This window comes from Sphingomonas sp. GC_Shp_3, from assembly GCF_026540945.1.
Classification (GTDB): Bacteria; Pseudomonadota; Alphaproteobacteria; order Sphingomonadales; family Sphingomonadaceae; genus Sphingomonas.
In genome coordinates this window covers 331,021-346,254 of record NZ_JALNUT010000003.1, presented here as the reverse complement: position 1 = coordinate 346,254, position 15,234 = coordinate 331,021, and the positions used below count along the sequence as shown (strand labels likewise).

Sequence of the window (15,234 nt, the reverse complement as noted above, 5' to 3'; positions counted from 1 at the left end):
GCACCTTCTTGACGCGCCTGCCATTCGAGACACGAACACTGCAGTTCTACTTTCCTGAAGAGTTTCGATGTCGGCAGGCGTACGAAAGTCTTGGAGGCCCAAACCCGTGGGCCACAGGCGATGCACTATGAAGTTTTCAGTTTCCGACCTGCTGCGATGACCAGCGACATCGCGGATGCGGGCACGGACTTGGATGCGGGCCGTCCGGATTCGGATTGGCACGTTGGTTTCGCCGGTGAAGATAGCCCGGCCCTACTCGATATGGTTGGCGTCGGACAGCGATCGGCGCATGTGGCATCGGCTCCGCAAGTATCGGTGCTGCGAGACATGGCGGGGCCGTGCCGCGCCGTGCCGGGTCACGACGCCTGCGTCCCGGATAGTAGTGTACGCGCCGGTGGTACGCGGGGCTGGCGCTGACGTTCGAAGGTCTCCACGACGACCATGCGCCCTCCACAGCATGGGCATGGTGGCCGGATCTCGTCCGGTTCGGTTGGCATATCGGCCGCGGCCGGCGGCGCCACCCCGAGTAGCTGGCAGACGTGGTCGAGATGGGCCTTACGAGCTGCACCGGCGAGCAGGGCGTAGGGACGAATGCGGTGGAAGCCCTGTGGGAGAACGTGGAGAAGGAAGCGGCGGATGTGCGGCCCGACCCGCTTGCCAATGCCCGCCGCCACGCTCGCATCGACGACGATGCGGTGTAGCTGCCGCGTGCTGAGCGGCTTGAGATAGTGCTGGCCGGGGAACAGCCAGCCGTCGACGTGCAGCACGCCCTCTTGCTGTCCAACCTTCCACCACTCGCGCAGCAGCGCCGATGGGAGCATGGCGTTGCGATAGCGGCCGCCTTTGCCGCGCTCGACCCTGAGCAGCATGTGCTCGCTGTCGACGTCACGCACCTTAAGAAGTGAAAGTGTTCATGGCAGGGCTCCTTCTCATGAACCCCCGATGCTCTGCCCGCCTCCCGAAGAGCTCAAATCAAGCGCGACGCTCGCCCGTTCACCTCAACCGTGCTGCGAGCACCCCTCCCGCGCAGCGGGTTCGTGCTCCCACCACCTTAAGCCATTCCGGGATGGCTCTTAAACCCATAAAACCGGACGGTTTAGCAACATGAACGGGCGACCGGAGTTGAAAACGAAAACGTGTTGCGGACAGCCGGGATTGCGTCTTTTGGCCAGCAACAGTCGTTCCCAATAGTTCACAGGATCGGTCGCGACCCAACCATCGTCAAAGCGCGATGGCCGCTGCTGGTGCAGCGTGGAGCCGTTCGATGTCGGTACGTGGAGGCGCTCCAAACAATCGCCTGTATTCGCGGCTGAATTGCGATGGGCTGTCATAGCCGACGGCAAAGCCTGCCGTGCTCGCGGTGGCACCCCCTGCCAGCATCAGGCGTCTGGCCTCCTGCAACCGCAGCTGTTTCTGATACTCCAGCGGCGTCATGCGGGTGATTGCTTTGAAGTGCGCGTGGAGCGAGGAGGGGCTCATGCCAGCCTCGGCTGCGACGTCGTCGATGCGGATCGGCGCATCGAAATCCCGGCGGATAGCGGCGATCGCGCGGCTGACCTGATTGAGGTGACTGCCAGCGGTCGCGACGTGACGAAGCATCGGGCCATGCGGGCCGATGAGCAGACGGTAGAGGATCTCCCGCTCAATGAGCGGCGCCAGCGCGGCGATCGTGTCGGGGCGGTCGAGCAGCTTGAGCAGCCGGCATGCCGCGTCGATAAGGTCGGGATCGCCGGGATAAACGCCGAGTACCGGCAGATCCGTACGGGCCACCCCGCCGCCCTCGCTCGCGATCAGATCGGCCAGCATCGCGGAATCGAGATCGATCTTGCAGCAGAGATAGGGTCGCTCAGCGCTCGCATCGAGCACATGACCGACCAGCGGTAGGTCAACCGAGACCAGGAGGTAACGGGCGGCATCATAGACGACGCTGTGCTCGCCGATAGACACGCGCTTCGACCCTTGGGCGATCAGGCATAGCGAGGCCTCGTAGACGGCAGGCGTGGGGGTGCTCGGCGCGTCGGCCCGGATCAGCGACACATGCGGCATCGCCGTGCTGCAAACGCCTGTGTTCGCGACGTGCCGATCAATGACAGCGGCGAGTTCGGCGATCCGGTCCATGCCGACGATCCTTCCCCACTTCCGCGTCGCGGGCAAGCACCCGGCCTCGATTCTGGAGGATCGTGCAAGCTATTAGGATGATCGCTCTACCGCCCGACACAGGCCATGGCCCATCTGCGTCCCGTCACTGCAACGGAAGGACTGCATCATGGCAGGAAGTATCGACAAGGTTGTCCTCATTACTGGCGCGTCGAGCGGGATCGGCGAGGCAACTGCGCGTGAACTGGCCGAGGCTGGTGCCCGGCTGTTCATCGGCGCGCGTCGCGGCGATCGCCTGAAGGCACTCGCCGATGAGCTGGGCGAAAGCGTCGCCTGGCAACCACTCGACGTCACCAACAGCGCCGTTTTCGACGCGTTCGTGGCGGCCGCCGAAGCGCGCTTCGGGCGTGTCGACGTGCTGGTCAACAATGCGGGCGTGATGCCGCTGTCCCCGCTCGCTCAGCTGAAGCGCGACGAGTGGAAGCGGATGGTCGACGTCAACATCCACGGCGTCCTTAACGGCATCGCCGCGGTCCTGCCGCGGTTCGTGGCGCAGCGAAGCGGCCATGTCGTTAACGTCGCCTCGGTCGCCGCGCACATGGTGATGCCGACCGCAACGGTTTATTGCGCCACCAAACATGCCGTGCGCGCCATTACCGAGGGGTTGCGGCAGGAGCATGACGAGGTCCGCTCGACGTTGATCTCGCCGGGCGTGGTCGCCACCGAGCTGGGCCATGACATCACCGATCCTGAGATTGCGGCGGCACTGACCGGGTGGCGGAAGAAGGCGCTGACGCCGGACGCGATCGCGCGAGCCGTTCGCTACGCCATTGAGCAGCCGGAGGGAGTCGACATCAACGAAGTGATCGTACGCCCGACCGCAGCGGACATGTGAGTGCGTGGGCGTGCCGGTGTCGTACCCCGGCATGCCCAAACAATCGGTTCGTCCACATCAACGCGCGGCAAGTATCAGGTAGCTAGAAGGGCTCGGGAACGGCCGATGTGGGTCACCGCTATCGTTGTGCGTTGACATGCCGTCGACAGTCGAGGCGACGTGACGCGTCGGTTGCAAGCAAACACCCGCACATGCTGAACGTCAGCATTCGCAACGATGCTCTCGGGCATGTATTCACGCCGCCGAACATCCCTCTTCGATGGCGAGATCTCGCAGGATCGCGTGCAACCGATCGCCGCTGAAGCGGGAGGGGTCGAACTCACTTGCCCTGCTGATGTCGGCAAAGCGCGAAGCGTCAGCATCCGAGAGGCCGACAAAGCCCATCGCCCAGTTCGGAAAGGTTCTTCCTGCGATCGGCTCCCGTGCGAGCAGAGATACCTCGCCGTAGCGTTCATCCTGCTGGATGCGCTCGACCGCGGCTTCTACGCTGTCGAGCGGACCTTCCAAGACCTGAGCAAAGCAACCGGCATTGAACATCAAGGCGCCGGTAATATCATCGCGAGCATTGTTGCTGCGGCTAATCGCTAAAATGGCATGTAGCTCGGCAGCGAGCGTGTCTGGAACTCGATGCGCATCAACGCACTGGCGGACACAGCATTCAGATTCCGCATAACAACTCGTCTGCCCTGCACGCTCTTTCTCTTGAGCTCGTGGGTTTGGCGGTTTGAAATACGGAGCAGGAATCGAGCGGGAATCACCGGGTATGCTCCGCCTCGCCGTTGCGCGGCAGCAACCCGATCCGGGCCGGGTGCTTCTGCGTCCATCGACAAGGAAAGCCGTGCCCCGCTAGGACGATTAATGTCCAAAAAGGGGCGCGACCAAGGTGAACTAAACGGCCGGATGTGGGTCGTAGCCTCGCAGACTTTCTCGCCTAATGCACGAGGGCCAGAGCCTGGGCGTGGTGTAGGCGAGCAAGCTGGGGCGTTCCCGTCTCAGTCTGCGAAGCGTCAGCAGGTAAGAGGGGCACAGGACGCCCGTAAAGGAAGCCTTGGCCAAGCTGACACCCCAGATGTCTCAGCTGAACCGCCTGAGCTTCGGTTTCGATACCTTCCGCCACGACAACTTTTCCCAAGCCGCGCCCCAGGCCGAGGATGGCGCGCACGATGGGCAGCGTTCCGCCATCTGATTGGCCGATACCGGCGACGAAAGAGCAATCGATCTTGATCCGGTCAATCGGCAACTTGCGTAGATGGACAAGCGAGGCATACCCCGTCCCGAAATCATCAAGCGCGATACAGACGCCGGCGTCATGCAACATGCGCAGGTTGGCAAGAATGCTGTCCGCCGCCCGGTCGAGCATCACACCCTCCGTCACTTCGACGCACAGGCGGGATGGCGCGATGCCATGATAGGCGAGCCGATTGAGGACGCTCTTGGCAGCCTGCGGCCCGGACAGCTGCGCCGAGGTGAAATTCACGCTTAATACGCCAAGCCGCGCACCATGTTCGCGCAATTGGGCAAGCGCGAGTTCGAAGACATGCTCCTGGACGAGCAGTCCAATCCTTTCTGCCACCAGCACGTCGGCGAAACGATCCGGCGTCAGCAGACCATGGCGCGGGTGGTTCCACCGCAGCAACGCCTCGTAGCCGCAGGCTGTTTCGGTGGCGAGCGACACGATCGGCTGCATGTACAGCTCGAACTCCTCCCGTTTCAGCGCCGCTTCGGCGTCGCCGATGAACTCGACCTCTAAGTCGCGTAAGCTGCGTTGCAGGAGATCGTAGCGGGAGTAGCGCGCCCGGCCGAGCCGCTTTGCGGTGTAGAGTGCGAGATCGGCGTTCTGATACAGCAGGTCCAGCGCCTGGGCGTCATCGGGATAGCGCGCCGATCCGACGCTGAGCGATAACGTGCGCTGCTGCTCCGTCTCGCACCAGGCGTCTCCCTGCAAACTGCTTATCGCGTCGGCGAGTGCGACCTCCGCCAGCAGGGCGCCTTGACACAGGATCGCGAACTCGTCGCCGCCAATGCGCGCGATATCAGTGTCCGGCAGGCACCCCGTGGCGGCGGAAAGAGCCGATGCAACATACCGCAGCAGCACGTCGCCAGCGGCGTGGCCCAACCTGTCGTTGACGTCCTTCAGATAATCCACGTCGATCAAGAACAGGCTGAAGGGCGTGCCGGCGGCGATGAGCGTGTGTCCTCTCTCCTGGAACGCAGCGCGATTGCCAAGCCCGGTGAGGAAGTCTGTGTGCGCCGCCAGACGAAGCGTCTTTGCCTCGGCAAGATCGATTTCGCGTCGCTGACGCGCCCGTTCAAGTTCCTGCCGGATCAACCGGAACCGGTCGGCAATTGCTAGCGACAGCACAAGCGCCTCAAACGCGAGCGCCGCAAATGTCATCATGTCGACGCCGTCGTTCTGCGGTGCAAGCCCGAGGTTGCGGGCCAGCCGCGCCAGAAAGACGCAAATCACCGGTCCCCAGCCGATCATGTAGAACCAGATCACGCGGCTGCCCCGACGTACCGCGATGCAACATGACGCCGCAACCACTATGGCCGTGCCCGCGATCGCATAGTTCAGCAGCCTATCCGTGACGGTCGCCGGCAGCCACATGTCCGCTGCCGCCATCAGGCCCAGCGCGGCTCCAGCAGCCGCCAGTACACGACCCGCCATGGCCAAGCCGCCCGGCAGTCTGCCCTCCTCGACCACCGCAAAGAAGAACATGTTCCCCGCCGCCACCATCAACCCGACGAGCACGAAGTCGATCCGGACCGCAACCGGTCCGACGAGGCTGGGCAACAGGAACGTGGCCATGTTTGTCCAGACCAGACCATAGCAGAGCGCAACGGTGACCCACAGCAGGTACCATCGCTGGAACGCGTACCGCTGGCCTGTGTGGATCACCAGATTGTAGAGCAACGCCGAAAGCAAGGTTCCGACAAAGAGCCCCATCAACAGCAACCACCTTGTGTCGCCTGCCGTCATTTCAGAGCTGGAGATCGCGACGATCTTCCGCATAAGAGTCAGATCATCGATGTGCCGGAACCCGAGGTAAAGGCCCTGAACGTCCCGGCCGGGCGGCGCGACGGTAAACTTCAACAAGCCGCCAGGCGCCGCATGGTCGTCGAGGTGAGAGTACGCATCGGCGTGACGGATCATGCCGTCGCGACCGGCCACAAGCACCGCGATCCGGTCAAATCGCGTTTGGTCGACGAGGAGGTGCCACTGAGGCGGCAGATCGCGCAGGCGAGATGTGTCGAGACGCAGCCAAAGCCAAGTCTTGCTGCTGGTCGGCGCGCCGGTGCCGCAGCGATACCGGGCTGTGGCTACCGCTGCGTTCGTCGTGGCGTCAGGGAGGGTGACGGTACAAGCCGTCCGGCGCAGATCGACGCTGCTGGCCGACGCAGCGTGCGGCGTCATGCTCAGAGCAAGCAACAGCAATGTGAGCCAGAGCTCTTTATATCTCGATATCACTATTGCGGCCCCCACCGCGGATCGTCTCGTCTCCCGCTACGGTAGATTTCCTAACAAAGAGGCAACCATCCGCCGGGTCGGCGGCAGCAGGCAGCAGGTGTCTCGCAGCGCTCCCCGGGAGCACCCGCGCCAGTTAACTGGCCTGCTGCAAACTCCAGTAAGGCTCGACCGAAGGGAGGTGTGCAACTGGAACCTCACCGACGAACGTCCGGATCCAGTCGGCGCAGTACAGCATTCCGCCATCGACCGACTTTGCCTCGCCGAGCAGGATCAGCCCCTTCTTTGCTCCGCTCGCGACCATGTCCTGGGCGTACTCGACCGCCTCCCATTCGTGGCTGTAGCCACACACGACAACGTCGGCCGGCCCGTTGAGCAGCGCGATCGTCGGTAGCTGGCGGGCGTTCCCCCAGCTTGCCGCGACACGGGTGACCGGCAGCGCGGGATCGCCGACGACACGCAACGTGCGATCGTCGAGCGTGGCGTGAAGCGATTGTGCCAGCGCGAGCAGCGTCGTCTGCGGTAAGGCGTACAGCGGCACGCCTGGCGTCTGCCGATGCGCTTCCCATCCAAGCGTCCGCGCCATGCCGGTGTCTATGCCGTTCTGCCATCGGTCGTGCAGGTCGAGGACGACAAGGCCGCGCGCACGGATGAACTCACGCTTCGCGGCGAACAGGCGGTTGCCGGCGACGTGATTGAGTTGGTCGCCTTCGGACCAGAACGTTGGATCGTAGCTGACGACGAGGTTGCAGCCTTTCGTGGTCGCCACTTGCAACGCGTCGATCGACGCCATCGCGACCGTCGCTATGCCGGTCACCACGGTAGTTGGGTCGCCCGCGACGACACGGTCAATCGCGGACATCACCGCGCCATCCGTCGCCGCGGCGGCAAGGATGCGGTCGGCGAGCTGGAGCGCGGTGACGGGTTCACGCGGCGGCGTTGCGGGTTCGTTCACGCCGACCATCCCTTCGTGTCGATCTTGAGCGTGGGGTGATCGAGGTTCCAATAGGGCTCGACGATCGGCACGTATCGCACCGGCACCTCGGGTACGAAGCCTTTCAGCCAGTCGGCGCAGTAGCGCATCCCCCATTGCTCCGACTTGACGTGGCCGAGGATGATCAGCGCCTTCTTGCCACCCATCGCGACCAGGTCCTGCACATAGGCGATCAGGTCCCAGTCCTGCGCCTCGCCGATCACGAGCACATCAGCATGATCGAGCAAGGTGATGCCGGGGAACGCGCTGCAATAGCCCCAGCTTTCGTATACGGTCCGGACGGGCAGCGCCGGATCGCCGACGACGCGCATCGTCCGCGCGTGCATCTTCCGGCCGAAATCCGCGGCGAGCGCGCCCAGCGTCGTCGGCGGCAGCTTGAACAGCCGCTGGTCGTCCGGGTGCATGTACGCCGTCCACCCCATCAGCTGCTGCGTGCCGTAATTGATGCCGTCGACCGGTTTGAGCGCATGCCAATTGTCGTGGAAGTGGAACGAGACCATGTCGTGCGCACGCAGGAAGGCGAGCTTCTTCCGGTAAAGCGGATCGTCCTGCAACTGCGTCAGCGTGTCGGGGTGCGACCAGTAGGTCGGCTCGTGCGTGACAACCATGTTGAGGCCCTGTCGCGCCGCGGATTTCAGGGCATCGAACGTCGCCATCATGGTGGTGCCGATGCCGCGCACAGCCGTCTCGGGTGCGCCCGCCTTGAAACCGTCCACGCCCTGCGCCTTCCAGGGCGCGCCGATGTGCTGCTGCATCCGTGCGATCACCTCGCCTGCGGTCAACGGCTTTGCCGCCAGCGCCGGCGAGCCCAGACCTGCCCCGACGGCAGCCGCTGCGATCCCGCCGGCGATCACGTCACGGCGCAACGGCGCATTCCGGTCCATCCACCTCTCCCTTGACTACCCGGCATCCTACAACTGCCATTCCCGACTGCAAGGCCACGGGCCGACGCGCCGCGTGCAACGCATCGCGCTGCATGATAGCTGGAGTGCAGGAGAAGGTTCAGCATGCGCATCGTCGCCCTTATGATCGCGTCGTTCCTGTCGCTCGGCGTGGCTGCTGCAAAACCAGCGCGCTCCCCGGACTACGCCGCCGTGCAGGCGCGTCTCCAGCGCGGGTGGAACAGCTGGGACACCAATACGGTCACCGGGCAGGTGCTGCTTCCCTACGGCCTGCAGATTCGGCTCGGCTTGAAAAAGGACAGCGCAGAGAACACGAACGCGTTCCTGCCAACGGCGCTGATCGGCCGCAAGGCGGCGGGCGAGGAGACGGTGTTCCCGGGTCCGCACGCTTACGATGGCTCTTACACCGAACTACGAGTCAAATGGCGCGGGATCGAAGTACGGCTGGAAACCGCGCATGTCGGAGACGATCTCGTCATGCTGGTGACGCCGCTCTCGGCGTCCGCACGGTCGCCGGATTCGCTCGGAACCGCCGCGACCCGCGCGAACACGACGTTCCGGTCGGATGCGGAAGCGACCAGCCAGCCGCCGGTCGCGACCCTGTCGGCCGCGATGATCTGGAACCGGCCCGGCAACGTCGCGCGCGAGGGCGCCAACATCGTGGCGCGACTGCCCGGCGCCGTCGTTACGATCCATGCCGCCGGACCGGAGATCGACGAGGTTCAGGTGCCCGTGACCGGCCCATACTTCGCCTTTCGCCTGGATCGCCCGGCCGCGGTCAGCACTGGCAAGCCGAGGAACCTCGCCGAGATCACCACGCTGGTCGCGACAGCGCGCGCCGCGTTCGCTGCCCGCACCTCGGCGGCCGGGGCGCCCGCCGAGGTGCGTGGGGCGATCGAGACCGTACTCGGCTGGGACACCATCTACGATCCGGCTGGCGGGCGCGTCATGTCGCCCGTCAGCCGGATATGGAATCAGAACTGGGGCGGATATGTCCTGTTCGATTGGGACACGTTTTTTGCCGCCACCATGGCCTCGCTCGGAAACCGTGATCTCGCCTACGCCAACGCGCTGGAGGTGCTGAACGAGGTATCCCCTGCCGGTTTCGTACCGAATTTCGCGCGCGGCGGCGGCTGGAAAAGCTGGGACCGATCCGAGCCGCCCGTCGGCGCTATCACCATATTGGGTCTCTATCGCCGCTTCCACGATCGGTGGTTGCTTGAGGACAGCTACGACAGGCTGCTGAAATGGAATTCGTGGTGGCCCGACAACCGGGGCGCCGGCGAATATCTGACCTGGGGTAGCGATGCGACCCGGCCGCCGATCAACCCCGACGATCCCAGCGCCGGCACTCTGCAAGGGGCCAGATACGAGTCCGGGCTCGACAATAGCCCGATGTACGATGGGGTCGGCTTCGACGGCCGCAAAATGCAGCTCGCCGATGTCGGATTGATGAGCCTTTACATCGCAGACTGCGACGCGCTCGCCACCATCGCCGGCGAGCTTGGCCGAACCCGAGACGCTGTCGATCTTCGCGCCCGATCCGATCGCTATCGCCGCAGCCTTGCGACGCTGTGGGATCCCGTCGATCACATCTACCGCAACAAGGACCTGCGGACGGGCAGGTTGAGCGAGCACCTGTCGCCAACCAATTTCTACCCTCTGCTCGCCAACGTCCCGTCGCCGCGCGCGGCGGATCAGATGATCCGCGGGCATCTGCTCAACCCGGCTGAGTTCTGGGGCGATCGCGTCATTCCGTCGATCGCGCGCAGCGACCCGGCGTTCAAAGATCAGGATTACTGGCGAGGTCGGATTTGGGGGCCGATGAATTATCTCGTTTGGAAAGGGCTCGGCAACTACCACACCGATATGGCGCTCGCTGCCCGCCGGCAGCTGGCCGACCGATCGCTGGCGCTGTTCATGGGGGAGTGGCGCTCAAAGGGGCATGTCCACGAGAACTATAGCGCGGTGTCAGCCGACAGCGACACAGTCGCGACGACGGACTGGTTCTACCACTGGGGTGCGCTCCTCGGCTTCATCGGATCAGGCGTCGAGCAGGGGAACCCGATCGCACCGAGGCAGCCGTCGCATCGACAGGTCGCCACCGTGGCCAATCAGTCGCGTCGAAACTGACAAGACCGTCACGGCGGCGCTCGCCCGTGCTTCCTGCCCTGTAGTGCGCAGATAGCGTGCGATCTTGGTAGGGTTGCTGATCGTATTTTCGCGGTTATCGGAGAGTATTACCGCCGGACGACCGGTCGCGCTCGTCACCTTCGCTACCAATGAGATCGGCTCCAGCCCTACGGTGCGGCAGGAGCACATGCACAGAAATTGACGGTGAGGTTGCAGCCTCAGAAGCAGGGATAGCCGCTTTCGAGGACTGACCAAGCCGCACTGAGTGATCAAATACCGAGGGCTCCCCGATCCGCGACCGAGACATCGCCACCCAGTACCTGCGCCTAACCGCTGGGAAAAAGGTGAGGTAGGGGAAGTCCGGCGGAAAGGCAGGGTCCAATTCCAGCGTATCCACCATGCCAGCGCGGAAAGCAGCAGCGCTGGCATATAGGCCAGCGTTCGACGTTCCTGGAGCAATGGCAGTTGCTCGAGTATCCGACGTTCATTCTCAATCCATCGCCCCAAGCGTGCCCGTGTAGAGTTCCCCTGCGCGATCAGAGATGATGTGGCAATGTCCGAGTAGACGGCCCTTGGGCATGAACAAACGGCGGAAATTGGGGCGAGAAGCTCGGAATGGCCGGGATTAGATCATGTTCTCCGATTTCCGCGAGTGGCGTCGGCCGCAGGTTCTCCGTTGGCAACGTGGTCGTCGGCTCACGACGCTGACGGTCGCGTCGCTCTGTCGGCTTTAGACAAGCTCGTGCCGGCAAAGAGGTAAGCTCAACCAATGGTGAGTTACGGCGTAACCAGAGGCATCGGAGCCTGAGCCGAACCTCTCATGCCTGCCCGACCGACCAATGCCGCAGTATCTCCGAACTGAAGTGTAAACCTTCATCCCGCGATGGTGAAGACCGACCCGGAGTCCACCCGGATGCCGGCGCCGTTGATGAAGCTCGCACGTTCCGAGCACAGGAACGCGACCGCTGCGGCGACTTCCTCGGCCCGGCCACGGCGCTTCAACACCATGCCCGGCCGTTCCTCCTCGAGGAAGCTGTCGATCGCCGCATCGAAACTTTCGCCGCGTTCGTCAGCGCGCTTGCGCATCATCTTGTCGGTCATCGGCGTCGCGATGAACGCGGGCGAGACGGTGTTGACCAGCACGTTGTCGCCGCCATAGGCCTTGGATAGTCCCTTCGCGAGGGCCAGAATACCCGCCTTCGACGCGCAATAGGCCAGCTCATCGACATAGGGCTGAACCGCATCTTCGGAGGCGAACAATACGATCCTGCCCCAGCCGCTCGCGCGCATTGCCGGGATCGCTTCACGGCACATCCGCACCGCGCCAAACAAATTGATATCGAGCGTCTGTTGCCAGCCGGCATCGTCGACGTCGAGAAAATCGCCGGTCGCACCCGTCACGCCCGCGGCGTTGACGTAGATATCGGGATTGCCAAGCCGGTCGCGAACCTCTGCCCAGATCGAACGAACGTCGTCGGGCTTGGTGACGTCACCGGCTACCGCGACAACGTCGCCAAGCGGCGCGAGCTCCGCGATCGCCTCGTTCAGCGTCCCGCCGGGCTGATCGGTGATCGCGACGCGCACACCCGCCTCGAGCAACAACCGTGCGGTCTCCTTGCCCATGCCGGAGTCCGCGCCGCTGATCAGCGCGATACGGTTCTTGATGCCCAGATCCATGATGAACTCCTCAGTGCCTTGATGCGAGAAAACGGTCGGCAGTGCGCAGCGACAGTGCCATGATCGTCAGCGCGGGGTTGGCTGCGAGCGCGCTGGGAAAGACAGAATTGTCGCAGATCAGCAGGTTCGGGACGTCGAAGCTGCGACCGTCGGGGTCGACCACTGCGGCGTCGCCAGCCGTTCCCATACGGCACGTGCCGACCGTATGGGCGGAGCGGTCGACCGCGACAATGTCCCTCGCGCCGGCCGCAGTCCAGATATCGGTAAGCGTGCGGCGGGCGTGACGGTCGATCGCCTGTTCGTTGGCGTGGTAGCTAAAGTCGATCCGCGCCTTGCGGTGACCGAACGCATCGACTTCGTCGGCGAGCGTCAGGCGATTGTCGGCATGTGGCAGGCATTCGCCGTTGATCCCGATGCCAGCCAAGCGGTTGTAGCTCCTCAGGAAGGTCTCAAGTCGTTCGCCCCACATGCCAGCCCCTCGTGTGAGCCCGTTCGCGACATTGACAGGAAGTACGCCGAGACTCTGAATCAGATAACCACCGGCACAGTCTGTGTCGCCGGGCCGCAGCATGTCCTCGCTGATCAGCGAGGAGGGGTAACCCCTGTTCATCCGCATGTCAGCGTCAAACCGGCCCCAAATCTGCGTCGCGACATGCGCCATGAAGTTACGGCCGACCTGCCCGCTTGAGTTGGCGATGCCGAGGTTGAGCAGCAGGCGTGGCGTCTCCACGCCGCCTGCGCACAGAAAAACGGCCGAGCATCGTTGCCGATGCTCCGCGTCGTCCTGCCGATACACGACCGCGCTGATCCGGCCGCTGCGACTGAACTCGAACGACACCACGCGCGCTTCGGCGCGGATCTCGGCGCCATGCGCGTGCGCAAGCGGCAGGTAGGTCGTATCCATGCTGGTCTTTGCAGCGGTGCGACAGCCCTGATGGCAAGTGCCACAATTGACGCAGGCCTGACGCTGCCCCCAATGCGGCTGTTCGCGATCGCGCGAGACCAAGGCTGCCGGCGCGTCAGTGGCGACCATGCCAATCGCCGCACAGCCACGCGCCATAGCGTCGGCTGCGGCATTGCGCGCGACGGGCGGATAGGCATATCGGCGAGACGTGTCCCAGGGATACTCAGTTGGCCCTGATATGCCGGTAAACTGCTCCACTTCCACGATGTAGCGGATCAGCTCTGCATGATCGATCGGCCAGTCGGCGCCCTTGCCGCTGAGCGTCTTCAGTTTCAGGTCGCGAGGATCCGGTCGTGGGCAGAAAGCGCCCCAGTGCAGTGTCGATCCGCCGACGCCCATGCCGGAGTTGTTCGAGCCGAACGCCGTGGGCGTGGTCCCGCCGCTCAGCCGTTCCTCCATCCAGTAGATGTCGGCCGCAAGCTCGTCGGCAACATGGTCGTCCGGGCGGAACGTTCGGCCCGCCTCCAGCGCAACCACCGACAGGCCGGCCTGCGCAAGCCGTGCGGCAAGGGGAGCGCCGCCCGCGCCGGTACCGATCACCACCGCGTCAACGACATCGGCCGGGGCGTAACGCTTCGCGCTCACGACATCCGCTCCGGTGACGGCTGCCATGTTTCCAGATCGTCGGCGGCGGTACGGGTATAGCCCTGTTTGCGGCGGCCATCGCCGCCGACTGCAAAGCCGTCATAGCCGATTGCCGCCATCGTCGCTGGCAGCGACATCCAGACGCGAACGGTTTCGGCGCGAACGTCCTCGAACCACAAGGCCATCTGTTCGGGTGAAAGCTGCGCCGCGTCCTCGCTGCTGCCGATCGCGCCATCGGCAACGTGTTCCAGCAAGCGGGTTTGCGCATCCCGTTCCAGCGCGGCGAAACCGCTCGTCGCCAGCGTCGCGAGCCCGCGCTGCCACGCTTCACGATCAGGCGGTAGCGCCGCGAACCGCCAGCCGTCGCCCGTACCGTCAGCGATGCTGGCGATGATGCGGTCCGCCAAGACGGCAACGTCGCCCGCATCGGGCAGGATCTGCGCGACTATAGCCGTGGCCGTCGCGCGGTCTTCAGCCGCCCAGAGTGATGTTTGCGGCGGCGGGCGCATACGATCCATAAGCGCGACGCGCGTCCTACGGCTGACGCGATCAGAGGCAAGCAATCTTGCGAAGTCCGGGGGTAGTTCGGCCTGAGCGACGCGCGCGACATGGCCTTCGAGCAGCGACGCGAGCACCTCCGGCTGTTCGTACGGAATGAGATGTGCCGCCCCTTGAACAACCTGAACATCGGCGGTGATGTAATGCGGTAGGTTGAGCCGACGCTGGGCATCTTCGCCAAGATCGCCATCGTCCGCGCCAGCGACGATCTGCGCCGGGATCGTGATACGCCCGGCATCAGCGCTCCAGTCTTCACGACTTCCGCGTTCCAGCCACCCAAGCCAGGCTTCCCGGCTGGAGCGCTGAACGTCTTCGATTGCGGAAGTTCGCAATGCGTCCGCCAATCGGGTTGCGGTATTGGCGTCGACGAACGTCGCCGCTTCTGCCTGGGACGCCTGGTTGTCCGCAAACCACCCGATCATTTCAGCGCGGCGATCCTCATCCATCGGTTCGGGAGAGGGGGGAGATGCCGCGACTAGTACCACGCCGAGCACACCTGACAGGCCGATCTCGCCACGTGCCGCGCGGGCGGCAACGAGTGTGACGATCTTACCACCCATGCTGTGTCCGACGAGCACGCAGGAGGTCAGCGCGCGCGAGCGGATCTCGTCCGCGAGCCAGTCTGCCATCGCCCTGACATCGAGGTAACCGCGTCGTGCCGCCGCACCGTAGCCAGGCAGATCAAGCGCCACGCAATCGCGCGTCGGCAGATGATCAAGGACAAGCTTCCACTCTTCCGCGCTGGCGCCAAGTGCGTGCAGAAACACCAACGTCGGTCCGGTCATGCAGCCTCGCAAATTCAACTGGATGCCTGACGTTGCAGCTAAGCGTCAGTTCCGGTTGGATGTGCCGATCGCACAAATATCCTTCAAAACATCGCCGAGCGATCACCCCCGTTGCGCCGCTTTCGCCGTCAGAGATCTCTGGTCATCCACGCATGCACGGAAGCGTGTGCCGCCTGTC

General features: G+C 64.1%; 10 protein-coding genes and 1 pseudogene. 2 read left to right on the top strand and 9 right to left on the bottom strand.

Going from position 1 to position 15,234, the window contains the following annotated elements; translation table 11 throughout:
* Positions 1-512: 512 nt before the first annotated feature.
* A pseudogene (locus OXR00_RS10600) lies at positions 513-908 on the bottom strand (transposase); the annotation flags it as partial.
* Between the two features lie 313 nt (positions 909-1,221).
* A complete protein-coding gene (locus OXR00_RS10595; RefSeq protein WP_267388191.1) occupies positions 1,222-2,118 on the bottom strand; it encodes an AraC family transcriptional regulator in 897 nt (298 codons plus the stop codon).
* A 148-nt stretch (positions 2,119-2,266) separates the two neighbouring features.
* Here OXR00_RS10595 and OXR00_RS10590 point away from each other — a divergent pair, with 148 nt between their 5' ends.
* Positions 2,267-2,992 (top strand): SDR family oxidoreductase, encoded by a 726-nt coding sequence (locus tag OXR00_RS10590; RefSeq protein ID WP_267388190.1) that lies wholly within the window; start codon positions 2,267-2,269, stop codon positions 2,990-2,992.
* A gap of 234 nt (positions 2,993-3,226) precedes the next feature.
* Here the strand turns inward: OXR00_RS10590 and OXR00_RS10585 are convergent, their stop codons facing one another.
* The 4 genes from OXR00_RS10585 to OXR00_RS10570 form a co-directional block, all read right to left on the bottom strand.
* Positions 3,227-3,736 carry a BLUF domain-containing protein gene (locus OXR00_RS10585; RefSeq protein ID WP_267388208.1) on the bottom strand — a complete coding sequence of 170 codons (510 nt, stop codon included), beginning with the start codon at positions 3,734-3,736 and terminating at the stop codon, positions 3,227-3,229.
* A gap of 187 nt (positions 3,737-3,923) precedes the next feature.
* Positions 3,924-6,428, bottom strand: coding sequence for an EAL domain-containing protein (locus OXR00_RS10580; RefSeq protein WP_267388189.1), 2,505 nt, complete (start codon positions 6,426-6,428; stop codon positions 3,924-3,926).
* Between the two features lie 166 nt (positions 6,429-6,594).
* On the bottom strand, positions 6,595-7,413 hold the full coding sequence (locus OXR00_RS10575; RefSeq protein ID WP_267388188.1) for a Nif3-like dinuclear metal center hexameric protein: 819 nt from the start codon (positions 7,411-7,413) through the stop codon (positions 6,595-6,597).
* Positions 7,410-8,336 carry a Nif3-like dinuclear metal center hexameric protein gene (locus tag OXR00_RS10570; RefSeq protein WP_267388187.1) on the bottom strand — a complete coding sequence of 309 codons (927 nt, stop codon included), beginning with the start codon at positions 8,334-8,336 and terminating at the stop codon, positions 7,410-7,412. Before OXR00_RS10570 ends, OXR00_RS10575 begins: the two co-directional genes overlap by 4 nt.
* Positions 8,337-8,459: 123 nt before the next feature.
* Between OXR00_RS10570 and OXR00_RS10565 the strand changes: the two genes are divergently transcribed.
* Complete coding sequence (locus OXR00_RS10565) at positions 8,460-10,487, top strand: trehalase family glycosidase (protein WP_267388186.1); 2,028 nt, start codon at positions 8,460-8,462, stop codon at positions 10,485-10,487.
* Between the two features lie 873 nt (positions 10,488-11,360).
* On the opposite strand, the gene OXR00_RS10560 is transcribed toward OXR00_RS10565, so the two are convergent.
* The 3 genes from OXR00_RS10560 to OXR00_RS10550 are packed head-to-tail and all read right to left on the bottom strand — an operon-like array spanning position 11,361 to position 15,056.
* On the bottom strand, positions 11,361-12,164 hold the full coding sequence (locus tag OXR00_RS10560) for an SDR family oxidoreductase (RefSeq protein ID WP_267388185.1): 804 nt from the start codon (positions 12,162-12,164) through the stop codon (positions 11,361-11,363).
* 10 nt (positions 12,165-12,174) lie between these two features.
* Positions 12,175-13,740 carry a GMC family oxidoreductase gene (locus OXR00_RS10555; protein ID WP_267388184.1) on the bottom strand — a complete coding sequence of 522 codons (1,566 nt, stop codon included), beginning with the start codon at positions 13,738-13,740 and terminating at the stop codon, positions 12,175-12,177.
* A complete protein-coding gene (locus OXR00_RS10550; RefSeq protein WP_267388183.1) occupies positions 13,710-15,056 on the bottom strand; it encodes an alpha/beta hydrolase in 1,347 nt (448 codons plus the stop codon). Before OXR00_RS10550 ends, OXR00_RS10555 begins: the two co-directional genes overlap by 31 nt.
* Positions 15,057-15,234 lie beyond the last annotated feature (178 nt).

Excerpts from the sequence above, each read along its gene's own strand:
- OXR00_RS10595 (WP_267388191.1), bottom strand. The coding sequence starts at position 2,118 with ATGGACCGGATCGCCGAACTCGCCGCTGTCATTGATCGGCACGTCGCG.
- OXR00_RS10560 (WP_267388185.1), bottom strand. The coding sequence starts at position 12,164 with ATGGATCTGGGCATCAAGAACCGTATCGCGCTGATCAGCGGCGCGGAC.
- OXR00_RS10570 (WP_267388187.1), bottom strand. The coding sequence starts at position 8,336 with ATGGACCGGAATGCGCCGTTGCGCCGTGACGTGATCGCCGGCGGGATC.
- OXR00_RS10550 (WP_267388183.1), bottom strand. The coding sequence starts at position 15,056 with ATGACCGGACCGACGTTGGTGTTTCTGCACGCACTTGGCGCCAGCGCG.
- OXR00_RS10590 (WP_267388190.1), top strand. The coding sequence starts at position 2,267 with ATGGCAGGAAGTATCGACAAGGTTGTCCTCATTACTGGCGCGTCGAGC.
- OXR00_RS10555 (WP_267388184.1), bottom strand. The coding sequence starts at position 13,740 with ATGGCAGCCGTCACCGGAGCGGATGTCGTGAGCGCGAAGCGTTACGCC.
- OXR00_RS10565 (WP_267388186.1), top strand. The coding sequence starts at position 8,460 with ATGCGCATCGTCGCCCTTATGATCGCGTCGTTCCTGTCGCTCGGCGTG.